The following is a 22,023-nucleotide window of genomic DNA, read 5'->3' as shown; positions in this document are numbered from 1 at the left end:
TACGGCTGTTTCTAATGGTAAAGACAACTGAAATGTGTTATTATAATTGACGTATATAGAGTCTTTATTCTTTATAGTTTCCATAGCTCTATTATACCACAAAATAGCGGCATCATTCACTATATGTGTGATGCCGCTATTTTTTATGCGTCTATTTTATTTCGGGACAGACCCTTTTTCTTTAACGAAATAAAAAGAGAAGGCTTATGCCTTCTCAGTGTCTTACTTAAGACCGTATTTCTTATTGAATTTTTCTACTCTACCATCAGCACTAGCGAATCTCTGTTTACCAGTGTAGAATGGATGACAGTTTGAACAAGTATCAACACGAATTTCATCTAATACTGAACCAGTTTCGAATTCAGCACCACATGATGTGCAGATAACTTTAACTTTCTTGTAGTTTGGATGAATACCTTTTTTCATTTTCTTGTCTCCTTCCGCCTTAAGATATTGCCTATCTTAAAGTAAGTTAATAAGTTGCTACAACATAATAGCATTTCCACTTCAATAACACAATAGTTTTTTCAGAATTTAATCATCGACTTCATAACGTGAAATCTGTGCGCCTAGAGCAATTAATTTACGATCAATATTATCATAGCCACGATCAATATGATAGACATTACCTATTTCTGTTACACCATCAGCCATCAAGCCTGCTACAACTAAAGCAGCACCACATCTTAAATCTGTGGCATTAACACGTGTGCCATGTAAGGCTGTTTTGCCATTGACATAACAACATGCATCGCCTACTTCAATATTGGCACCCATTTTATTTAATTCAGCACAATGTTTAAAGCGTGCAGTATAGATTGTATCTGTCACTTTACTTTGGCCTTCTGCCTGTGTTAAGAAAGCTGTAAGAGGCTGTTGTAAGTCGGTCGCAAAGCCTGGATAAATTTGTGTCTTGATTTCAATAGGCTTAAGATGTTCGAGATTGCCATAGACGAGAATCGTATCCCCAATAATCTCAAAGCCAACACCCATTTCTCTTAGCTTTGAAAGCAAGGCATCGAGATGCTGTGGAATAACATTCTGAATTAAGACCATATTTCCCATAGCAGCTGCAATAATCAGGAATGTGCCTGCTTCAATACGATCAGGGATGATCTCATGAATAGCACCACCCATATGTTCGACACCTTCAATGACAATTGTATCCGTACCAACCCCTCTGATCTTAGCCCCCATCTTTGTCAATAAGTTGGCCACATCAATAATTTCTGGTTCTTTAGCCGCATTTTCAATTGTTGTCTTGCCATCTGCTCTTACAGCCGCAAGCATAATGTTGATTGTTGCACCAACAGATGCAAAATCAAGATAAACATGATTACCCTTTAAGTGATCAGCATGTAAGTGATAAGAACCTACATTTTCATCATAGGTAATTGTCGCTCCAAGGGCCTCAAAGCCCTTTAAATGTAAATCGATAGGACGAGGGCCTAAATAACAGCCTCCTGGCATTTTAATTGTGACATCGCCATATTTCCCAAGCAAAGCCCCCATAAAATAATATGATGCCCTTAATTTATCAACCGCATCACTCACTAAAGGAGTATTAATCATTGTTTCAGGATTAACCTTTAATGTATCTTCTTCTAATTCAACTTCACAATTCAATTCCTTCAACAATTCCATTAATGCATCAACATCGGATATTTCAGGAACACCCATGATTTCAACAGGCTTTTCTGCTAATACAATAGCTGGAATAAGAGCAACAGTAGCATTCTTTGCCCCACTAATACGTACAGTACCTTTTAATTTATGTCCACCTTCAATGGCAATTACTTCTTGTGACATTATTGTCTCCTTTGACTCTATCTATTTCAAGTGTTTTAACCAAAACACATTATACTTATTTTATGCGAAAAATCACTATAAATGATTTCATCCATAGTTCATACATATTATAAACATGTCTCTCATAAAAAATCAAAGCTTATCAACGCTTTGATAATTTTTCTAAACCAGTTTTCTCTTTTTCAGTTGCATAAAAGAAAAAATAGTACCAGAGGTACTATTCAACACACTTTGGTGCTTTAGCAGAAATACGAAAGAGCACAAAGCCAATAATAAAGAAACATGCAATCGCACCTACGCCTAAACGCTGATTACCTGTAATCTGGGTAATCAAGCTCATCAACAGTGTTCCTAAAATAGAGGCTCCCTTACCACAAATATCCAAGAAACTAAAGTATTCTCCGGAACGTTCCTGAGGAATGATTTTGGTGAAGTAGGAACGCGATAAAGCCTGAATACCACCTTGGAACATCCCTACACAAACAGCCAATATCCAGAAATGGATCTGCGTGCTCATAAAGACCGCAAACATGGCAATCCCAAAATAAGCTAAGATACATATTGTAATCAGCTTTGCAGCATCTTTTTTACTTGAAAGCTTTCCAAAGATAATAGCTGCTGGAAAGGCCACAAACTGCGTTACCAACAATGCCAACAACAAGCCTGTACTATTAAGACCTAATGCACTGCCATAGGCTGTAGACATATCAATAATTGTATATACACCATCAATATAGAAGAAGAAAGCAAGAATAAAGAAGAGTACTTTCTTATTCTTACCAATCCCCTTTAAAGTATGGCCAAGCTGACTAAGGAGATGTTCATGTTCATTATGTTCAATATAATGCACTTGTCGATAAGCTTTAAGCAATGGTAATGACATGACAAGCCACCATATGCCTACAATCACAAATGCTATTAACATCGCCATTGACATACTTAAGCCTAACTTTTCTGCATTCAACACAATCAATAAGTCAATGATAAAAGGAATACAGCTGCCAATATAACCCCAGGCATAACCCTGTGATGAAACATCATCAATGCGTTCTTCCGTTGTCACATCACCAAGAGTAGAATCATAAATAATCAAACTCAGCTGGTAGAAAACCTTGGCAATCATAAAGATGCCCAAGAAGACCATCCATTGCTTTGTCAAGCCAAGAGTCATGGCTAGAATTGATCCACCAACAATCAGTGTTGTCAACACTTTCTTCTTATGTCCTTGTTTATCTGAATAAGCGCCTAATATCGGTCCAATCAGGACCACGAGTAATGTAGAAAGCGAAATGGCATAGCCCCATGTCGCAAGATATGTTGAACTCTTAATGCCTGCCTCTTTGGCTATGGAATGAAAATAAATAGGTATAAGTGTGGATACCATTAGGGTGAAGGCGGAATTTGCTACATCATAAAGGACCCACTTCTTTTCTAATGCCGTAAGTTTCATAGTATCCTCCCATAAAATGCTTAGTATCAGTATAGTGAGGCGCACTCATGTTGACTTCAAGAAGAACATAAGATTATGTTAAATTGTCGTTAATTCTTCAACATTGTTTTTACACGGTCGGGATAATTGGTAATAATGGCATGTACACCGGCATCGATACTCAACTGAATATCTCTTGGTTCGTTGACTGTCCAGACATTGACATCTAAGTTTGCCTTTTTCGCTTCATTCATGAAATGCGGATAGCGTACTGTGTAAACTAATGGATGCAAAGCTTCAATACCAAGTTTTGTGGCATAACCACAAATATTGACTGGAATATCATCATATAGTAATCCACATTTTGCTTCAGGATTTAGTTCTTTCATACGGACAACAGAATAATGGTTGAAAGAAGAATAAATCACCTGTTCTTCCATATCCAAGTCTTTGACAAGCTTGAGCACCTTTTCTTCAATACCTTCATAGAAGATAATACTTGTCTTGAGTTCAATATTCACAAACATACCCTTTTCTTTCATCAATACAAGCACTTCTTCAAGTGTTGGCATGAGCACTTTCCCATATTCAGGAAACTGCTGATTAAAATTGAATTGGCGTAACTGTCCAAACGTATAATCACAAACCAACCCCTTACCATCACTTGTTCGATCAATCATTTCATCATGAATAACCACAAGCTGGCCATCTTTTGTCATCTGTACATCAAGCTCTACACCATCCGCACCACATTCAAAGGCTTTCAAAAAAGCCGGTAAAGTATTTTCTGGCGCATAGCCACTCGCCCCACGATGGGCCCAAACTTCTATTTTCATTACAATCACCCTTTCAAGAACTGGAAAATCCAGCTATAGTATTTTCTACGTATCTCATCTGTCGCATTAAAGATTTCATGACGTGAATCATTAAAGCGAACAAGCTGAATATGTTTGTTTTTGTGGACAAGAATATCCTGAGCATAGTTTTCTACCATACCATCCTGCCCTGCTTGAAACAACAAGACCGGAATCTCTATCTTTGATGCATTTTTCAACATGACTTTGCTGGCATCTAAAGCAGCCATTGCCCAGCCATAGGTGGAAGCGTTGGTACGATAGCTTTCATATTTCTGACGTTGCTTATATTGATAATCATAGCGCACTTTTGACATGCAGCTACTTTGATCAAAGGCAGGAACAAAGCTAAAAGCAGACTGTGCAACAGCTTTTTCTTTTTCTTTATGGAAGAGCTTGACATAAGCTTCAATGCCTAAGATGGCAACCTTAGGTAATCCCGTTTTCATTTTAATCATCGGAGCACTTAAGATGGCTTTATGGAAATAATGTGGATAGCGTTCAAGAAAGAGCGTAGTCACACCACCACCCATCGAATGCGCAAAAACATCGCAACACTGGGTTTGTCCTATTGGAATCACAACCTTATCCATAAAGGCCTTTAAATCCATCACATAATCATCAAAGCTCTTCACATAAACAAGTTCATTATTGATAATTTCCCTTTCTGATTCACCATGACCTCTTTGTTCAAGAAAGAAGACATTATAACCAGCCTGATAGAAATACATCGCAATTTCATGATATTTGCCAAAGAATCCACAAAAACCATGCACGATTACTATCGACTTAGCAGGATGATTCTGCAAGCCATAATAATAACGCAATTTCATACCTTCTTTATTAATAAGAAAGTCACTATGAACAGTTTTGTTGAGCCATTCCTGGCATGTTGTTGCCATATAATGAGGAAATGCTTCATCACTGAGAAAGTGCACATTCTCTATTAAAGCCTGATCCACAATGGACATACCATCCTGCTTCTTCATCTCGCTATTCACCACCTAATTTAATATTACAACCACTATTTATTCATCACAACAATATCCACTTCTTTTACAAAATATTATCAAATGTTTTACATAAACAAAAAAGTTGCCCAATAGATAAGCAACCTCTATAATCAGCCGATGATGAAAATATTGATATTTTCTTTTACTTCATTATAAATTGTGCTATACTACAAGCACATGGTCGGTTGGTGAAGTGGTCAACACACTTGGTTCTCATCCAAGCATTACAGGGGTTCGAACCCCCTACCGACTACCAATACAAATAAACCTATGAGGGTATAAAAAAAGGAAAGCCTAGCTTTCTTTTTAAAATGTCAATTTTGTTGTAAAAAAAATGGCTGGGGTAGTAGGATTCGAACCTACGAATGGCAGATTCAGAGTCTGCTGCCTTACCGCTTGGCTATACCCCAATGACACGGTTTATTATACACTATATTGAGGAGATGTAAAGAGTAAATGAGTAAAATTCGTACAAGATTTGCCCCTAGTCCAACAGGCTATATGCATATCGGTAACTTACGTACTGCTTTGTATTGTTATTTGATTGCGAAGCATCAGGGTGGCGATTTCATTCTAAGAATTGAAGATACTGACCAGAACCGTGAAGTGAAAGGTGCTACCGATGTGATCTTTAACACTTTGAAGGAAACAGGATTAAATTGGGATGAAGGGCCTGATAAACCAGGTGATGTTGGTCCCTATATTCAGTCAGAAAGACTTGGTATTTATAAGGATTATGCCAATAAGCTTATTCAGGTAGGAGCAGCTCATTATTGCTTCTGCAATAAAGATGAAAAAGATACTGAAGGCTTTGAAATGCGTGATCCATGCCGTTATCTTTCAAAAGAAGAAGTACAGGCAAAGCTTGATGCTGGTGAAGAATATGTCATCCGACAAACAATTCCTGAAGAAGGCGTAGCTAGCTTTGATGATGAAATCTATGGTCATATTGAAGCTCCTGTTGATACTTTGGATGATGCCGTACTTTTAAAGAGCGATGGCTTCCCTACATATAACTTTGCGAATGTCGTAGATGATCACTTAATGGGTATTACAGATGTTGTAAGAGGTAACGAATATTTGTCATCTACTCCTAAATACAACCTCCTCTATAAAGCCTTTAACTGGAATCCACCTAGATATATTCATCTTCCACCAGTCATGAAAGATGAACATAGTAAGCTTTCTAAACGTAATGGCGATGCAAGTTTCCAGGATTTAAAAGCTGAAGGCTATTTACCACAGGCTATTTTAAACTATATCGCATTACTTGGCTGGGCACCTACCGATGAAGAGATTCTTTCTCTTGATGATTTAATCCAACAATTTACTGTTGATCGTATTTCTAAAGCACCAGCTATCTTTGATAAAGATAAGCTCACATGGGTTAATGAAACATATTTAAGAAATATGACTTTAGATGACTTCCATAATCTTGTTTCACCATTATATAAGGATGCTTTAACACGTAAAGTTGATGAAAAAGAAATCTCAATGGTCTTACAGCCTCGTTTAACACGTATTAATCTTGATGAAGTTAAGGGATTTGTAGACTTTATCAATGAATGCTTACCATTCGATGCAGCCTTATATAAACATAAGAAAATGAAGACAAATCCATATAATTCATTAGAAGCATTAAAGCTTTCTTTACCTGCTATGGAAGCATGGGAAGATTATCGTGATGATGATGGTATGATGCATATGCAGATGGATATTGCGAAAGAACATGAATTAAAGAATGGTCGTATTATGTGGCCTATTCGTGTTGCTCTTTCTAATAAGGCAATGACACCTGGTGGTTCTGTGGAAATTGCGCATATCTTAGGTAAAGAAGAAACATTAAAGCGTATGAAACAAGCAATTGCTGATCTTGAAGCATGGGTTGAAGAAAATCCAGAAGCCTAAAAAGAAAGGTTCTATCAAACGATAGAACCTTTTTTATGCTTAAAGCTAGTGAATGATCACTAGCTTTAAACATGGGAAAATAATTGTATTCACTGATTATACAAGAAAGTATGAGACAATGAGTCCTTGAAATGACTATTAGAGGAGAAACTCTACATCTACCTCACACTTTCATAACCAAGTTATCACATTCCAATAAAAATCATAGTAATGAAAAAGTTGGAGAATTCTATAACCTGAGCTTATATTGTTTATAGAATTCAATAAAGTGATCGACAATATAATCATATCCATGATCCTTATAAGCTACCCCAAGTTCAGCATGATGATGGGTGTTTTTAAGGTGGACGAGATGTAAAGCATCAGATGGCGTACAGATTTCTTTTGTAAGATAGCCAATCCCTTCATTAAGGGCAATACTTACCTTTAAATCCATCAAAGTATTCACAAACTTGACAATTCTAGGAGACATTCCATCACGATAGAATGATGAAATAAAGTCACGATAGAGTTCTTTGCCTGCTTCAGGACCAATTGACACAATCGACTCATTTTCAAGCTCATGGACATCAATAATATCCTGATTTGCGAGAGGATGATTGAGACTTATGCCAACACACACTTCTAAATCACATATCTTACGATAAATGATCTGCTCATCATGTTGAAAAACTGCCCCAAATCCCAAAACAGCATCAACTATATTATTTTCAAAAACTTCCTTATATTGACCTAAATCTAAATACTTAAATTCAATATGTTCATTTGAACATCCTTTAAATGATTGCACAATTGTCGTAAAAACTTCTTGATCAAACATATAATTAAAGCCAATCGTAATATGGTCTTTGATATGTTGATTCATATAATCTAGAACTCCTCGATAATCATCATGAAGTCGTTTAACTTCTCGATAATAAAACTGACCTTCCTTTGTCAGTTTGGGACGATAGCTCTCACGATCAAAAAGCACTAATCCTAATTCTTTTTCTAAATGTGTTATCTGTTGAGAAACAGCTGACTGGGACATAAACAGCTTCTTCCCGGCTGCACTGAAGCTCCCCTCTTCAACAACAGCCATAAATATCCTGATTTTCCGATCAAACATAATTTACCCTCTTCATTATTACTCCTATATAAAGTATAGCACAAATTCCCCTACAGTTAATTATTTGTCATAAATTAGAGAGAATTACGACTATTTCACTTAATAGATTTCATAAAGCGGTACATTATGTAGACTATTTCACACAAAAAGACTCCATCAAGCGATAGAGTCCTCTCCTACAAGATGTACAGTTTGATAACTATGATGCATGGCTTGAAGTATTGTCATAAAGAAATCATTCTTGGCAATCTTGAGTGTTGCTGTATTATCACAAGGATGCATACCAATATCATCCCATTCCATAATATCCTCATCAATAAGTAATTGTATTTTGTTCTCAGTATCATAGATTAAACCTAATGGTGATAATGAACCAGGATGAATATGAAGTAAATCAAACATTGTTGTATCATCCGCAAAAGAGAGTCTTGCGGAATTGATCTGTTTGGATAATTCTTTTGTCTTGAATTTCTTATCACCGGGCATTAAGAGCAGATAGAATTTTGTTTTCTGGCGATTGGTAAGCAGCAGATTCTTGGCAATCGGACAGCCTAGTATACTTGAGACTTCATCAAGTGCTTCCATCGTGGGAATAGATGCATGTTCTGCTTGTTCATATTGAACGCCTAAATCATTTAAAAATTGATAGATTTCATCTTTTATATCCATTTTCATACCTCTTTTCTTCTATTATACTTGTGAATTTTCATTTTTACTATAAGATAGTAGTGAGGTGAAAATAATGGCATATAAACATGTAATACTTTGGTCTTTAAAAGAAGAATACAAGAATGATGAAATAAGAAAAGGAATCAAGGAAGGATTAGAGTCGCTTGAAGGCAAAATTCCAGGCATGACTTATATTCATGTACAGATTGATCCAACAGATGGCAGCAATGCGGATGCTATGTTGGAAAATGTCTTTGAGACTGAAGAAGACTTAAAGGCCTATGCAGTGAATCCTGATCATAATGCAATTGCTGATAAGTATGTAAGACCTTATACAGAAGTAAGACTTTGTTTGAATTTTAAAATTGAAGATTAAAAAAATCTGCGTTTACCGCAGATTTTTTCATTTAATTAATCCTGGAATAATGGTGTTGAAAGGTAACGATCACCAGTATCAGGTAATAATGCAACAATTGTCTTGCCTTCAGCTTCTGGACGCTTAGCCACTTCAATTGCTGCAGCAATAGCCGCACCTGAAGAAATACCTACAAGTACGCCTTCATTATGACCAATTTCCTTGCCTACTTTGAAGGCATCTTCGTTTGTTACAGTGATAACTTCATCATAAATAGAAGTATCCAATGTATCAGGAACGAAACCAGCACCGATACCCTGAATCTTATGAGGACCACCATGTCCTTCAGAAAGAACTGGAGAAGTAGCTGGTTCAACAGCAACAACCTTCACATCAGACTTATGTTCTTTTAAATATTTACCAGTACCAGATAATGTACCACCAGTACCAACACCAGCGATGAAGTAATCTACATTACCATCAGTATCTTCCCAGATTTCAGGACCTGTAGTTAAGTAGTGAGCCTTTGGATTTGATGGATTGACGAACTGACCTGGAACGAATGCTTTTTCATAGCTTTCAGCTAATTCATTAGCTTTCTTGATAGCCCCTGTCATACCTTCAGCACCTGGTGTTAAAACAAGTTCAGCACCATAAGCCTTCATTAACTGTCTTCTTTCTACTGACATTGTTTCAGGCATTACAATGATAATCTTGTATCCTCTTGCTGCCGCAATAGCAGATAGACCAATACCTGTATTACCTGAAGTTGGTTCAATAATAACTGTATCCTTATCTAATTTACCTGCTGCTTCAGCATCATCCAACATCTGTTTAGCGATTCTGTCTTTTACGCTTCCAGCGGGATTGAAATATTCTAACTTAGCGAGTACTTTTGCTTTCAAGTTATATTTTGCTTCTAAATGTGTTAATTCTAATAATGGTGTATGACCTACTAATTGATCTGCACTTGTATAAATTTTTGCCATAATTGATATCCTCCGTATATTTACCCTTTTCCTTACTAGGTTTATGGTGTTATTATATGCCTACTCTTTTTATTATGCAATAGATTTGATAAATATTTTTGTCTTTTCTTATTTTTCTTAAATTGTTGGTTTATTTTTATGCTTATAATAAAAAAAGAAGGCTTATGCCTTCTTCAATAATGCTTGTATAGTTTCATTAAGTTCTTCTGGATCTGTTGTTGATTCAAAGCGGGCTACAACTTCACCATCTTTGTTGATGAGGAATTTTGTGAAATTCCATTTAATATCACTTGTTTCCTTAAAGTCAGGATGTGCTTTACCGACAAAGTCTTCCATGAATGCTTTCTTTTCACCTGTGAAGCCTGCAAAGCTCTTCTGGCTCTTAAGATAAGTATAGAGTGGTGCTTCATTTTCACCATTCACATCAATCTTCGCAAACTGTGGGAATGTAATACCAAAACGTCCTGTACAGAAAGAATGAATATCATCATAATCTCCTGGAGCCTGTTCACCAAACTGATTACATGGGAAATCTAGGATATCAAAGCCTTGATCATGATATGTATCATAGAGTTTCTGTAATCCTGGATATTGTGGTGTAAAGCCACATTGTGTTGCTGTATTGACGACTAAGAGAACCTTTCCTTTATAATCTGATAAATGTACTTCATTATTATTTCCATCTAATACTGTATAATCGTAAATTGTTGCCATACTTCTACCTCCTAATTCTATTGTAGTCTTTTCAAAAACAACACACAAAAGAAACGCTTCTTTTTATCATGAACGACCTGTTAGACGATGCGTGATATGTCTTTGATACCAGTCAATAATAGGTCCCATGCCCAAGGCGACAAACACTGTCGCTAATCCCACTGTCGTAACATGGCCAATCATCCCAGTCACTAAACCTATTATCGCACAGATGACATCCGTTCCAATACGTGCATATTTGAAAGGAAAACCTGTCTTTATTTCAATAATTGGTGCAATGGCATCATAGGGAGCTACACCTAGATCACAATCCATATAGAGCGCACAGCCAAAACAGAGTACAAGTATCGCAATGACCAGAACCACAATACGAACAGCTAATAATGAAGAAAGTGATACTTCAGTAATATTAAATAAGGCAAAGAACTTACCAAAATACTCAACAATAAAGCCAAGCAAGAAAAGATTAATCAATGCCCCAATCCCAAAAGCCTTTCGATTCAAATAAAGAACCGGAACATACATAATAATATTCAAAATCATTTGAAAGACACCAAGACTTATTCCCAGAAGATGAGAAACACCCTTGGTCATTGATGTAAAAGGATCAATACCAAAACCCGTTAAATTCAATAAAGCAATACCTAGACCAATCAAGATATTGCCTAAAACAGTCATCAAGATTAAACGTTTATTCACACATTTTCCTCCTGGCTTTATTAAAACACATCTATCATTTCATCTTTAGAATTTTTCCCAAAAAGAAAAAGGTGAAATAACGTTAAATAACGTAATTATCACCCTGAACACCTGAGCCGGTTAATTCATCCAATGTAATACCATCTAAATAGTCCTTTGTAACTTTATAAAGGCCTTGCCACATTGGTAATGTCTTACATGTCATATGTCTTTCACACTGATTAGGATCATCTTCCATACAGGCAATAGGCACAAGTGAGCCTTCTGTCACTTCAAGAATAGAAGCAACTGTATATGTCGAAGCTTCTCTCGTCAGACGATAACCTCCGCCCTTGCCACGCAGTCCTTCGACAAAGTGTGCCTTAGATAATGATTTAATAATAACTTCTAGATATTTTTCACTAATATCCTGTCTTTCTGCAATATCTTTTAATGGAATAAATTGAGTAGGATCATGCTCAGCGAGATCGACCATAACTCTTAAAGCATAACGGCCTTTTGTTGATACTTTCATAACAACCCTCCTAACTTATATCCCTAGTATACCGTAGGGTTTATAGTATTGCAAGAAAAAGTGTAAAAGAAAAGGCCCCATTATTGAGACCTTCTCAAGATATATCTTATAATTAAGCTTTACCGATAGAACCGAAGCATTCAAGTCTGTCTTTAACACCAGCTTTGATAGCTTCGAAACCAGGTTTAAGTAATTTACGAGGATCGTAACCTTTACCCTGCTGATCTTTGCCTTCTTCGATGTATTTTCTAGTAGCTGCTGCGAATACTAACTGTAATTCAGTATTAACATTAACTTTAGATACACCTAAAGAGATTGCTTTCTTAACCTGGTCATCAGGGATACCAGAACCACCATGTAATACCATAGGCATCTTAGGACCGATAGCATCTTTGATGTTAGCTAATACATCAAACTGTAAGCCAGCCCAGTTTGCAGGATATTTACCATGGATGTTACCAATACCACATGCTAAGAAGTCTACGCCTAAAGCAGCAACTTCAGCACATTCTTTTGGATCTGCACATTCACCAGTTGAAATAACACCGTCTTCTTCACCACCGATGCCACCAACTTCTGCTTCTAATGAAACACCCTTTGAATGACATAATGCAACTAATTCCTTAGTCTTAGCGATGTTTTCTTCAATATCATAATGAGAACCATCAAACATGATTGAAGAGAAGCCAGCTTCTAATGCAGCATGAGCGCCTTCCCATGTACCATGGTCTAAGTGTAAAGCTACTGGTACTGTGATACCTAAAGCTTCAACCATTGCTGAAACCATTGCATGTACAGTCTTGAAACCAGTCATATATTTAGCTGCACCTTCAGATACACCTAAGATTACTGGAGCTTTTAATTCTTCACATTCAAGAAGAATTGCTTTTGTCCATTCTAAGTTATTGATGTTGAACTGAGCGATAGCATAATGGCCTTCTAAAGCCTTATCGATCATTTCTTTTGCGGATACTAATCCCATTGTTTATCTCTCCTTTTCCTTTATTAAACTACTGTTATAATACTCTTTTTCTATTAGTTTGACTAGACAAATACCTATTTTTTAAAAACTTTAACATGCACCCATTTTTCTTAACGCAATCCCATTAATTTCATTAACAAGCTATTCAATAATAAAGCTATTCTTACCTGAACGTTTGACAATATACATCAGTTGATCTGCTCTCTCAACAACACTTTCTGGTGTATCATTCTCATGTATCGTTGTAATACCCATACTTACTGTAATATGGAGATGTTCTCCTGCATGAAGAATATCAATTTGTCGGATTATATTGATGATTTTTGTCGCAATCGCATAAGTATCATTGTTGTGCTGAATCTGGAAAATACCGACAAATTCCTCACCACCCCAACGACCAAACAAGTCACGCTTACGTACAACCTTTCCCATTGCCTCACCTAAAGCCTCTAATACCTGGTCACCAACATTATGACCATAGATATTATTGAAATGGGAGAAATTATCAATATCCATAAAGAGCACCATTGAAGAAAGATGGAGCTGTTGACGCATTAATGTACAGTAAGAAATCATATGTTGGAGATAACGACGATTAGGTAATTTGGTTAAAGGGTCATGAAGAAGTGCCTGGCTCATATCTAGCACAATATTATCTTTGACATTTGCCTCTCCGGTTGGCTTGAATTCTTCAAGAACAGCTACGACTTCACCCTTTTCATTTTTAATTGGCACAAAAGCAATATCAACCGCTACACGATATCCTCTCTTATGTCTCAACAATAAATGTTCATAGCGTGATCTACCATCATTGAAGCTATAAAGAAATGGACAAAGAGACTTACAAATTTCAATACCATTACAATCAATATGATGTAAACCATTCTCATTACAATGCTTTCCCACAACATCTTCAGCACAAAATCCCGTTATGTCGGTTGCTGCTTTATTCCAATAAAGAATCTCACGATCACGATTCACAATATAGATACCATTCATACAATGATCAAAATATCGTTCAATATTATGATCCCTATAGAATTCTTTACGAATATCTTGGATCTGAGGAGCTTGTTTATAAGATAGTGGGAAGATAAAGCGATGATGTTCATCCGTTAAATTCTTTCTTATCCCAACCATATATCGTGTTTGATTATCCATACTCGTTAATGCGGCGACAATAACTTCTTTGATTTCTGTTGTTTGAGCTGAATGAAGGAAATGGAAACGTTCATGAATGATATGCATAGGTGCTTTTTCTATATTGGCTTCTAGCTTTTCAGGCTTCATAAACTGCAAGAAGAGTTCTTGGTCTTCTTTCGCAATAAGCTTATGGGCATAGTTTTCAATTGTTTCCTTGACACCATCAAAACGTTGTGAAATAGGCTGTAAGAGATTGCCATAGATATGATTCACCTGATTCTTCGTCATATCAAAAATATCAATATAGTCATAGAAAGAATAAAGAATTTGCTGGATGTCTTTGTTGACTTGCATATTCGCAATCTGTGTTGCTCCAGCTAAGTCCACACAGGTAATTAAGTAAGCTTTACGTTTACTGTAATCGCCAACTAACTGGAAATACATGCGTCCAAGCTGATCATTGGAATAGAAGTCATAGTTGACAACATCTCCAAGCTTCTTTAAGCGTTGCAGGCAATCTCGTATATCATGGAAATAGGGCTTGGTAGGATCATTATAAATACAGTCCGCTTCCATAACACTATGAATACCATAGGAATGTAGATAATCTTCAAAGGCTGCATTAGAATAGATTGTTTCCGCAACATTATTTTCATATTCCACAATAGCTATAGCACCATAGGCATAAAAACGTGCCTCAGGTAAATAATGATAAGGATCTAAGATATTGACATGGGCTAGTTGATTATAGAATCGATATTCTTCTTGAGTTTCTAACTCAAAGCCTTTTTCTTTTAATACACTAATAAGCTGGTGACTAGGTAATGGTTGAGATAAATAATAGCCCTGAATCTTTTCACAGCCAATACTTCTCAAAAAGGCAAGTTGTTGTTGGTTTTCAACACCTTCTGCCAGTGTGGACATATTGAGCTTTTTAGCCATATCAATGACCGAGCGAATAATGTGAGCTGATTTATTGTTGGTATGACGCAAGAAGATCATATCCAGTTTAAGTGTATCGAAGTCAAAACGCTGCAAGTTATTGAGCGAAGAAGAACCTGAGCCAAAGTCATCCATCCAGACTTCAAAACCATCTTCATGAAAGCGTTCAATATGTTTTGTAATGAAAGCTTCATTATGCATAACCATAGTCTCAGTGATTTCAATCTTAATGAGTTGATGAGGAATATGATATTCTTCCAAGATATCATTTATCCGTTCATGTATATGATATTCAATCAGATCCATTCTTGACAAATTAATAGATACAGGAACAACAATCCTATGTGCATCAAGATAAGCTTTCATCTCACGCGCTACATTTCTTATCATGAATAAATCAAGCTTATAGATCAAATGATTTTCTTCAAGAATCTTGATAAAGACATTGGGCGCAATCATGCCATAATTAGGATCCTGCCAACGTGCTAAGGCCTCAAAGCCACAGATCTTACCACTCATCGTATGGGCTACAGGCTGATAATAAGTCTTAATCCAGCCTTCTTCCAAAGCAATATCAAGATGCGTATGAATATAGTTATTCATAACCTGTTCATCTTCCATTGAAGGCATGTAATGGCGATAATAAGTACGTAAATCTTTGGCTACTTCGCCCCCGGCAACACGTGCTCTTTCGATTGCTAGACCAGGACTAATATCATCAGCATTCAAGGTATAAATACCTGCTCGTATTTCGACAAATTCACGAACTTGTTTATGAAGGAGATCATGGACTTCCTTGATTTTCTTTACAACATCTTCATTAATCGCAATGACATAGAAATGATCCGCATCAAAACGACATATCCGTTGATGAACAAAGACTTGTCTAAGAATATCCGCAAATTGTTTTAAAAGTATATCACCAGCACTTAATCCATAGGTTCTATTGAAGACCTTAAAATCCACAATATCAAAAGAAATAATCTCTAGACATTTATGTGCTTGGATATTTTCACGCATTGCATCATTCAATAATTCTAGGAATGTATTGATATCATAAAGTCCTGTTAAATGATCATGAACTTCCTGATGTTGTTTATGAACAGTCTCATCAGCCATCTTAACAGCATTCTCTAGACTGGTGATATCTTCATATGTCGCATAAATATAATCTTGTTCATCAAGACGCATATAGGAATAATCCACTGCAAAAGCATGCCAATTTTGATTTTGGTCTTTTTTATTGAGCTGGATGTCAAAATGTGGCATATCAACATTCAATTGATCGAGTGCTTCTTGTAAGTAGGCAAAGTCATCATAATGGACATGGCTAATAGGATTCAGGTCACTCTTGAGTAAATCATGAACATCTTCATCCATCATTGTCAGATAGCTATTTGTGACATAAATGGCATGATAGAAATGATGTTTCTTTTGATAAAGAATGGCTTTATTGTTGAGATGTTGGATGGCCTGAAGAAATGCTTTCTTTTCCGGCAATGCTACTTGTTCAACAGTGAGTATCACTTCCTGTTGATTCTTTTTCTCACAGTAAAGATAGAAATCATCAACTTCATTGCCAACAATAAAACGGGCATAGAAATTCTGTTTTGTTGAAGTGTTGAGAATTTGTTTGAGAAGAAGTTTTGCTTCATGCATAGTGCCATAATAATGACGAACAAGCTCTTCAATACCTCCCTGCCTCTTTTCGACAAAAAGGCCTTCTTCGCCCTCAAGCACCTCATATGTCTGATCTTGTATTTTGATTTGAATGACAGCCATAAATTCACATCCTCTTCTTGCAACATCTATCTTTATTTTATCATTCACTTCTCTTCACAACAACTCTCTATTCGGAAATTCCCATATAAAAGAGACAAGGTTTGACCTTGTCTAACGTAATGTTGTTTTCTTTTCAAATTGGTCTGCCGAAAAATGATATAAACCAATACCCAATGACTGAGAAAGATTCAATGAATCAATCTTTGATGTATGAGGAATAAAGACAGACTGTCCATAATTTAAGAAAGCATCATCCAAGCCACTACTTTCATTGCCAAAAATGAGAGCATGGACATGATGTGTATGAACGTGATGAATATTTTTAGCTCCTTTCAACATGAAAGGATAAAATTCATAGTCTTGATAATCCTGATAATAATCTTCAAAATTCTTATAGCGTTTGACATTAAGTGAGAAGATGGCTCCCATTGAGGCACGAATAACTTTGGGATTGAAGATATCACAGGCTGGTTCAATGATTGCTAGATTGTTGTAGTTAAAACCAAGCATTGTACGCATTATTGTACCCATATTACCCATATCCATAGGATTGACAAGTACGACATGATTCTCTCTTTCAAGCATATCCTGATAGGTCTTAAAGACCCCAATCGCATAACAGTTATTCTTAGGTGAGAGTTTATCTATTGTGGGATCATGGATATCGATAGGAATATGGTATTGCAGGCATAATTCTTTGATTTTAGGATAACCACTATTCTCTTCAATACTTGAATGCACAACAACTCTTTTCACGATTTGGGGACGATTTTCTAAGAGTTCTATTGTCGGAAAGACACCTAGTGTATAAGATTCATCTGCACCCTTTTTATAGATTTTCATATTCATTACCTACACTTTCATGATATTGTTCATAGAGATCATGGGCAAATTTCGCATTCACTTCCATACCTTCACCAAGGGCATACATATGTGCTAATGCCAACATAGCTTCTTGATGGCCAAGATAATAGGCATAACTATAGTATTTTATAGTCTCAGAGAGATCTTGTTCTACCCCTAGACCCTCCTGGTAAAGACGACCAAGACGATAAAGAGATAAAGCATCATATTCACAAGCACCTTTATGATAATGTTGGTAAGCTTCGACAAAGTTATTCTGATCTTCATAAATTGTGCCCAATAAGCCATAACTTCTCGGATCCTCACTCTCTACAAGCTGATTCATTGCTTCTTCAACATGACCATCTTCTAAATAAACTTTACCTAGGGCATAAAAGCACTCATTTTCATTTAAATTGGCTCCTAAACGATAATAATGAATAGCCTTTTCTCTATCCATTTCAACCCCATTGCCCTCTTCATTCATCATGCCAAGATAATAATAAGCTTCATCATCCCCCATATATTCCAATTCTTCAAATAAATGATAAGCTGTTTCATAATCCTGAGGAACACCAACACCATCATAATAAGCGAGAGCTGCAACATGCAAATCACGAATCTTTTCATGTTCTCTTGCATTCTTCATAGCTTCATCAAGATTCAATATCTCAATATCCCAATCTATTTCATTGACAATATCCCAACTTAATCCCAACATAAACAGTGCTTCATTCACTTCAATCTCTAGAAAATCACAAAGCATATCAACATGATCACGAATAGGAATATGGCGATTAAGAATCAATGTATCAAATAGCCCACTCTTAACTGCTTCTGTCATTTCATAACATTCTTCATAATAATCCAATGAATAAGAATTAATCTTTTCTTCAAAGGCATCAACATTCCAAAGAATATTAAGACCTTCTTGATCTAAAACATGCATAATAGCTGCTTTTACACCACGATTAAATGTTTTCATTCTGCTTGCCACCCCTGTATTTTCCATTATACGCAATTTATTTCAAAAAAGAAACATGATATAATCGCCGTGGAGGTAATACTATGAGCGAACTTGCTTGTCCTAAATGCCACCTACCGCTTATTCAGGTAGGGCATACATATCAATGTGAAAACCATCATAACTATGATATTTCTAAAAGAGGTTATATCAACCTCTTATTAAATCCCGATAAAAGACATAATAATCCTGGAGATTCCAAAGAATCACTAATCGCTAGAAAAGCTTATCTTGATAAGGGTTACTATGATCCCATTCTTCATGAAGTGACCAACTATATTCAAAAGCATGCCCATGAAAAGATGGCTATTCTTGATTTAGGTTGTGGGGAGGGCTACTATACCTATAAAGCGAAGCAGATACTTGGTGATCAAAATCGTTATTATGCCCTTGATATTTCTAAAGAAGCGATCAATATGGCCACACGCTATGATCATGATATTACATGGATAGTAGGAAACTCCAAAAACATTCCTATTCTCGATCACTCACTCGATGTCATCATGGCTCTTTTTACAGTCGTTAACGCCAATGAGATTGCCCGCACACTGAAGGAAGATGGCTACATGATCCATGTCACTGCCAACAAGAACCATCTGATTGAAATCAAGCATCTCATCTATGATGAAGTCCATGAAAAATCTGATGCCTTTATTAGACAGCCCTTCCCCGTTATAGAATCCTATGACTTCACAAAGAAAGTCAGCATTTCTAATCGAGAAGATGCCTTAAATCTTTTAAAGATGACACCACATTATTACCACATCAAGAAGGAGCGCCGTAGTGTTCTAGAGACGCTTGAAGCCCTGGACATTACTATTGATTTGCGCATTACGGTCTATGCCCCATGGAAACAATAAGAAAGCATGATGATCTTGTCTTTCATATCGATAAAGAATTTGCGAATAAAACAATTCATGACTTCTTTAACGCCTTTCATCTTTCCCGAAAGACGATTCATCTTTTCACCCAAAATAAAGCCTATACATTAAATGGACAATTCGTCCCTAATACTACACTGCTCAAAGATGGTGACTGGCTACAAGTCAAAGCCTATGAACATGATGATGGAATGTATGTCCCGGGAAATAAAGCACCTGAGATTGTCTTTGAAGATGATTATTTTCTTGTCGTCAACAAGCCAAACAATCTTCCTGTCTTCCCTTCCTCAAAAGACAATACTCATTCCCTCTCCCATCAAGTCAGCTTTTATTATCATAGCCAAGGTTATGATCTTCCTGTTCGTTTTATTCATCGTCTCGATGATGAAACAGGTGGCTTGGTGATTTATGTGAAATGTACTTTCTTACAGCCATTAATGGATTATTTGCTTTCAATTAAAGCTATCCATCGCCATTATCTTGCTTTGGTAGAAGGAAACTTCCCTAACCACAAAGAATATACCATTGATAAGCCTATTGCCCGTAATCGCCATGATGCGAAGAAGATGCGTATTGGTGGTGATAAGCAGGCAATCACGCACTATCACTTGATTGAAAACTATGAGGGATATGCGCTTATTGAATGTGAACTCTTTACTGGTAGAAGACACCAGATTCGTGTGCATCTTGCAGCAATCGGTCATCCCCTTCTTGGCGACCCACTCTACAACAAGCATCCAGGACAATTAAAAAGACAGGCTTTACATGCCTATCTTATTGAATTCATTCATCCCATTACAAAAGAAGCAATCCGTCTGACTTCACCACTTCCTGCTGATATCGCACAATATGTTGATTAAGGTCTGAGAAATCAGATCTTTTTCATTGTCATTTCAATAATAAAACGAATCTCATCATCCACATAACCTTCTACATGAAAACAATCATCATGCATCACATGATAGAGATTTAAGTGAGATCCATAATGTACTTCTTTCTTATAATTAATTTCTATCTTTGTACAGAGATGTTCTTTGATATAATCCATATCTAATAAATCAAATGCATGGGCAATATAACGGGTATTATTCATATGTCCATTTGTATCCAGGTCACTATAAACAACAGGGATACAACGATCAAAGGCAACATCTTTGCTTTCAAAAAGAGTTGTAGGCTCTTCTTTCATTTTATCCTTTTCAGGCACAATTAGCCCTAAGCTCTTCGGCCTGATAATACGTCTATTCTTTAAATCAATTAAAGTCCAGATTGAATACCCTCTCGCAACAACTTCATCCCCAACAATCAACTGATAACTTCTTGGAAAGATCACAGGATGGGAATGATGTGAGTCAGTGCGAATTGTCAATGTATCATCAAGACGAATAGGCTTTTGAAAAATCAGAGACTGCTTGGCGACAATCCAGCCATAATGCCCACGCATCTCATCTGTATAAAGGTGTTCTTGATAGGCATCTTTTGTGGCGACAATACTCATTTTGGAAAACAAGACATCAGCTTTTACATTTCCCATAAAGTCGACATCTGGAAATTCTATTTGATATGTTTCTTGAAACATAATCCACCCCCTATGAATTATAGTCTATTCCTATTCATTGAAAAATTGTAGTCTTTCCAAAGAAAAGATTTCTATGTATAATATGATAAGATTGTAAAGGAGTCTTGCCTATGGATCAGTTTTATACAATATCATTATTCTTGTTGTTACTTGTGCTCATCTATTTCACATATCAGATTGTGAATCTTCTTGTCACAATGTTGAAACAAAGAAAAATAGAGGGGGCAATGGAATTCTGTTTAAGCAGTACAGGCCGATATGCCTATATCGGTATGATTGCTGGCTATATAGTAGCTTGGGCGATCTTTATTTGGACATGTATTGTGGGATGGCAACTTGATAGCCTTCAATGGCTAAATAATGGTCTGTCAGTACTCACAATCTATACTGTTATTTTCTCCATGCAGTTAGCGAATGTAGTTGTTTTGGGGAAGAAGCATATGTTGATAGGGCGTTTGTTGGTGGACTATCGTAAGATGAAGAAGATTGACTTGAATTCTAAGCGTGAAATGACATTCGTATATGCCCAAAAGTCATTTAGATTTTCTACAAGATTTGTGGATATTAAAAAACTCAGAGAAGCAATTGCCCGTAAGGCATAGTATTAAAAAAGGGTCTGTCCCGAAATAAAATAGACGCATAAAAAATAGCGGCATCATACATATAGTGAATGATGCCGCTATTTTGTGGTATAATAGAGCTATGGAAACTATAAAGAATAAAGACTCTATATACGTCAATTATAATAACACATTTCAGTTGTCTTTACCATTAGAAACAGCCGTA

The 22,023-nt window shown here is 36.4% G+C and carries 21 protein-coding genes and 2 tRNA genes; 6 read left to right on the top strand and 17 right to left on the bottom strand.

Features of this window, described 5'->3' with window-relative positions; genetic code table 11:
- Window positions 1-222: 222 nt before the first annotated feature.
- The 5 genes from rpmE to FYJ79_RS10865 all read right to left on the bottom strand — a co-directional run bounded on the left by rpmE (window position 223) and on the right by FYJ79_RS10865 (window position 5,081).
- Complete coding sequence (rpmE, locus tag FYJ79_RS10885) at window positions 223-426, bottom strand: 50S ribosomal protein L31 (protein WP_154518195.1); 204 nt, start codon at window positions 424-426, stop codon at window positions 223-225.
- 108 nt (window positions 427-534) lie between these two features.
- Window positions 535-1,809: a UDP-N-acetylglucosamine 1-carboxyvinyltransferase gene (locus FYJ79_RS10880; RefSeq protein WP_154518192.1), complete on the bottom strand. Its 1,275-nt coding sequence runs from the start codon at window positions 1,807-1,809 to the stop codon at window positions 535-537.
- Window positions 1,810-2,026: 217 nt separating this feature from the next.
- Window positions 2,027-3,259 (bottom strand): MFS transporter, encoded by a 1,233-nt coding sequence (locus tag FYJ79_RS10875; protein ID WP_154518189.1) that lies wholly within the window; start codon window positions 3,257-3,259, stop codon window positions 2,027-2,029.
- A gap of 89 nt (window positions 3,260-3,348) precedes the next feature.
- Window positions 3,349-4,074, bottom strand: coding sequence for a glycerophosphodiester phosphodiesterase (locus tag FYJ79_RS10870; protein ID WP_154518186.1), 726 nt, complete (start codon window positions 4,072-4,074; stop codon window positions 3,349-3,351).
- Window positions 4,075-4,079: 5 nt separating this feature from the next.
- Window positions 4,080-5,081, bottom strand: a complete 1,002-nt coding sequence (locus FYJ79_RS10865) for an alpha/beta fold hydrolase (RefSeq protein WP_154518183.1) — start codon at window positions 5,079-5,081, stop codon at window positions 4,080-4,082.
- A 203-nt stretch (window positions 5,082-5,284) separates the two neighbouring features.
- On the opposite strand from FYJ79_RS10865, the gene FYJ79_RS10860 reads away from it, so the two are divergent.
- Window positions 5,285-5,361: transfer RNA gene (locus tag FYJ79_RS10860), tRNA-Glu, on the top strand.
- 79 nt (window positions 5,362-5,440) lie between these two features.
- On the opposite strand, the gene FYJ79_RS10855 is transcribed toward FYJ79_RS10860, so the two are convergent.
- Window positions 5,441-5,515, bottom strand: a tRNA-Gln gene (locus FYJ79_RS10855).
- 46 nt (window positions 5,516-5,561) lie between these two features.
- Between FYJ79_RS10855 and gltX the strand changes: the two genes are divergently transcribed.
- Window positions 5,562-7,013, top strand: a complete 1,452-nt coding sequence (gltX, locus tag FYJ79_RS10850) for a glutamate--tRNA ligase (protein ID WP_154518180.1) — start codon at window positions 5,562-5,564, stop codon at window positions 7,011-7,013.
- A gap of 229 nt (window positions 7,014-7,242) precedes the next feature.
- On the opposite strand, the gene FYJ79_RS10845 is transcribed toward gltX, so the two are convergent.
- Window positions 7,243-8,121, bottom strand: coding sequence for a LysR family transcriptional regulator (locus tag FYJ79_RS10845; protein WP_154518177.1), 879 nt, complete (start codon window positions 8,119-8,121; stop codon window positions 7,243-7,245).
- A 156-nt stretch (window positions 8,122-8,277) separates the two neighbouring features.
- Entirely contained in the window at window positions 8,278-8,790 is a 513-nt protein-coding gene (locus FYJ79_RS10840; protein WP_154518174.1) for a prolyl-tRNA synthetase associated domain-containing protein, read from the bottom strand.
- Between the two features lie 73 nt (window positions 8,791-8,863).
- Between FYJ79_RS10840 and FYJ79_RS10835 the strand changes: the two genes are divergently transcribed.
- Entirely contained in the window at window positions 8,864-9,166 is a 303-nt protein-coding gene (locus tag FYJ79_RS10835) for a Dabb family protein (protein WP_154518171.1), read from the top strand.
- 35 nt (window positions 9,167-9,201) lie between these two features.
- On the opposite strand, the gene cysK is transcribed toward FYJ79_RS10835, so the two are convergent.
- From cysK to FYJ79_RS10795, 8 genes are all read right to left on the bottom strand, one after another.
- A complete protein-coding gene (gene cysK, locus FYJ79_RS10830) occupies window positions 9,202-10,134 on the bottom strand; it encodes a cysteine synthase A (protein WP_154518168.1) in 933 nt (310 codons plus the stop codon).
- A gap of 162 nt (window positions 10,135-10,296) precedes the next feature.
- Window positions 10,297-10,848 carry a glutathione peroxidase gene (locus tag FYJ79_RS10825; RefSeq protein WP_154518165.1) on the bottom strand — a complete coding sequence of 184 codons (552 nt, stop codon included), beginning with the start codon at window positions 10,846-10,848 and terminating at the stop codon, window positions 10,297-10,299.
- A gap of 66 nt (window positions 10,849-10,914) precedes the next feature.
- A complete protein-coding gene (locus FYJ79_RS10820; protein WP_154518162.1) occupies window positions 10,915-11,547 on the bottom strand; it encodes a YczE/YyaS/YitT family protein in 633 nt (210 codons plus the stop codon).
- An 82-nt stretch (window positions 11,548-11,629) separates the two neighbouring features.
- A complete protein-coding gene (locus tag FYJ79_RS10815; RefSeq protein WP_154518159.1) occupies window positions 11,630-12,061 on the bottom strand; it encodes an RrF2 family transcriptional regulator in 432 nt (143 codons plus the stop codon).
- Between the two features lie 112 nt (window positions 12,062-12,173).
- On the bottom strand, window positions 12,174-13,043 hold the full coding sequence (fba, locus tag FYJ79_RS10810; RefSeq protein WP_154518156.1) for a class II fructose-1,6-bisphosphate aldolase: 870 nt from the start codon (window positions 13,041-13,043) through the stop codon (window positions 12,174-12,176).
- Between the two features lie 141 nt (window positions 13,044-13,184).
- Entirely contained in the window at window positions 13,185-16,910 is a 3,726-nt protein-coding gene (locus FYJ79_RS10805; RefSeq protein ID WP_154518153.1) for an EAL domain-containing protein, read from the bottom strand.
- 111 nt (window positions 16,911-17,021) lie between these two features.
- On the bottom strand, window positions 17,022-17,753 hold the full coding sequence (locus FYJ79_RS10800; RefSeq protein ID WP_195837081.1) for a TrmH family RNA methyltransferase: 732 nt from the start codon (window positions 17,751-17,753) through the stop codon (window positions 17,022-17,024).
- Window positions 17,740-18,738, bottom strand: coding sequence for a tetratricopeptide repeat protein (locus tag FYJ79_RS10795; protein WP_195837080.1), 999 nt, complete (start codon window positions 18,736-18,738; stop codon window positions 17,740-17,742). Before FYJ79_RS10795 ends, FYJ79_RS10800 begins: the two co-directional genes overlap by 14 nt.
- 83 nt (window positions 18,739-18,821) lie before the next feature.
- On the opposite strand from FYJ79_RS10795, the gene FYJ79_RS10790 reads away from it, so the two are divergent.
- Both FYJ79_RS10790 and FYJ79_RS10785 read left to right on the top strand, forming a co-directional pair.
- On the top strand, window positions 18,822-19,637 hold the full coding sequence (locus tag FYJ79_RS10790) for a methyltransferase domain-containing protein (protein WP_154518144.1): 816 nt from the start codon (window positions 18,822-18,824) through the stop codon (window positions 19,635-19,637).
- Window positions 19,625-20,518 carry an RluA family pseudouridine synthase gene (locus FYJ79_RS10785; RefSeq protein ID WP_154518141.1) on the top strand — a complete coding sequence of 298 codons (894 nt, stop codon included), beginning with the start codon at window positions 19,625-19,627 and terminating at the stop codon, window positions 20,516-20,518. Before FYJ79_RS10790 ends, FYJ79_RS10785 begins: the two co-directional genes overlap by 13 nt.
- An 11-nt stretch (window positions 20,519-20,529) precedes the next feature.
- Here the strand turns inward: FYJ79_RS10785 and FYJ79_RS10780 are convergent, their stop codons facing one another.
- Window positions 20,530-21,237 (bottom strand): acyl-[acyl-carrier-protein] thioesterase, encoded by a 708-nt coding sequence (locus FYJ79_RS10780; RefSeq protein WP_229771459.1) that lies wholly within the window; start codon window positions 21,235-21,237, stop codon window positions 20,530-20,532.
- Window positions 21,238-21,347: 110 nt separating this feature from the next.
- Here FYJ79_RS10780 and FYJ79_RS10775 point away from each other — a divergent pair, with 110 nt between their 5' ends.
- Complete coding sequence (locus FYJ79_RS10775; protein ID WP_154518138.1) at window positions 21,348-21,839, top strand: hypothetical protein; 492 nt, start codon at window positions 21,348-21,350, stop codon at window positions 21,837-21,839.
- Window positions 21,840-22,023: the final 184 nt, after the last annotated feature.

The organism is Sharpea porci (genome assembly GCF_009695655.1).
Taxonomy (GTDB): domain Bacteria; phylum Bacillota_I; class Bacilli_A; order Erysipelotrichales; family Coprobacillaceae; genus Sharpea; species Sharpea porci.
This window is presented reverse-complemented; position numbering and strand designations above follow the sequence as displayed.

Coding starts and splice junctions, on each gene's coding strand:
- rpmE (WP_154518195.1), bottom strand. CDS start 426: ATGAAAAAAGGTATTCATCCAAACTACAAGAAAGTTAAAGTTATCTGC.
- FYJ79_RS10790 (WP_154518144.1), top strand. CDS start 18,822: ATGAGCGAACTTGCTTGTCCTAAATGCCACCTACCGCTTATTCAGGTA.
- cysK (WP_154518168.1), bottom strand. CDS start 10,134: ATGGCAAAAATTTATACAAGTGCAGATCAATTAGTAGGTCATACACCA.
- FYJ79_RS10780 (WP_229771459.1), bottom strand. CDS start 21,237: ATGTTTCAAGAAACATATCAAATAGAATTTCCAGATGTCGACTTTATG.
- FYJ79_RS10875 (WP_154518189.1), bottom strand. CDS start 3,259: ATGAAACTTACGGCATTAGAAAAGAAGTGGGTCCTTTATGATGTAGCA.
- FYJ79_RS10805 (WP_154518153.1), bottom strand. CDS start 16,910: ATGGCTGTCATTCAAATCAAAATACAAGATCAGACATATGAGGTGCTT.
- FYJ79_RS10870 (WP_154518186.1), bottom strand. CDS start 4,074: ATGAAAATAGAAGTTTGGGCCCATCGTGGGGCGAGTGGCTATGCGCCA.
- fba (WP_154518156.1), bottom strand. CDS start 13,043: ATGGGATTAGTATCCGCAAAAGAAATGATCGATAAGGCTTTAGAAGGC.
- FYJ79_RS10845 (WP_154518177.1), bottom strand. CDS start 8,121: ATGTTTGATCGGAAAATCAGGATATTTATGGCTGTTGTTGAAGAGGGG.
- FYJ79_RS10880 (WP_154518192.1), bottom strand. CDS start 1,809: ATGTCACAAGAAGTAATTGCCATTGAAGGTGGACATAAATTAAAAGGT.
- gltX (WP_154518180.1), top strand. CDS start 5,562: ATGAGTAAAATTCGTACAAGATTTGCCCCTAGTCCAACAGGCTATATG.
- FYJ79_RS10840 (WP_154518174.1), bottom strand. CDS start 8,790: ATGGATATAAAAGATGAAATCTATCAATTTTTAAATGATTTAGGCGTT.
- FYJ79_RS10815 (WP_154518159.1), bottom strand. CDS start 12,061: ATGAAAGTATCAACAAAAGGCCGTTATGCTTTAAGAGTTATGGTCGAT.
- FYJ79_RS10835 (WP_154518171.1), top strand. CDS start 8,864: ATGGCATATAAACATGTAATACTTTGGTCTTTAAAAGAAGAATACAAG.
- FYJ79_RS10795 (WP_195837080.1), bottom strand. CDS start 18,738: ATGAAAACATTTAATCGTGGTGTAAAAGCAGCTATTATGCATGTTTTA.
- FYJ79_RS10800 (WP_195837081.1), bottom strand. CDS start 17,753: ATGAAAATCTATAAAAAGGGTGCAGATGAATCTTATACACTAGGTGTC.
- FYJ79_RS10785 (WP_154518141.1), top strand. CDS start 19,625: ATGGAAACAATAAGAAAGCATGATGATCTTGTCTTTCATATCGATAAA.
- FYJ79_RS10825 (WP_154518165.1), bottom strand. CDS start 10,848: ATGGCAACAATTTACGATTATACAGTATTAGATGGAAATAATAATGAA.
- FYJ79_RS10775 (WP_154518138.1), top strand. CDS start 21,348: ATGGATCAGTTTTATACAATATCATTATTCTTGTTGTTACTTGTGCTC.
- FYJ79_RS10865 (WP_154518183.1), bottom strand. CDS start 5,081: ATGAAGAAGCAGGATGGTATGTCCATTGTGGATCAGGCTTTAATAGAG.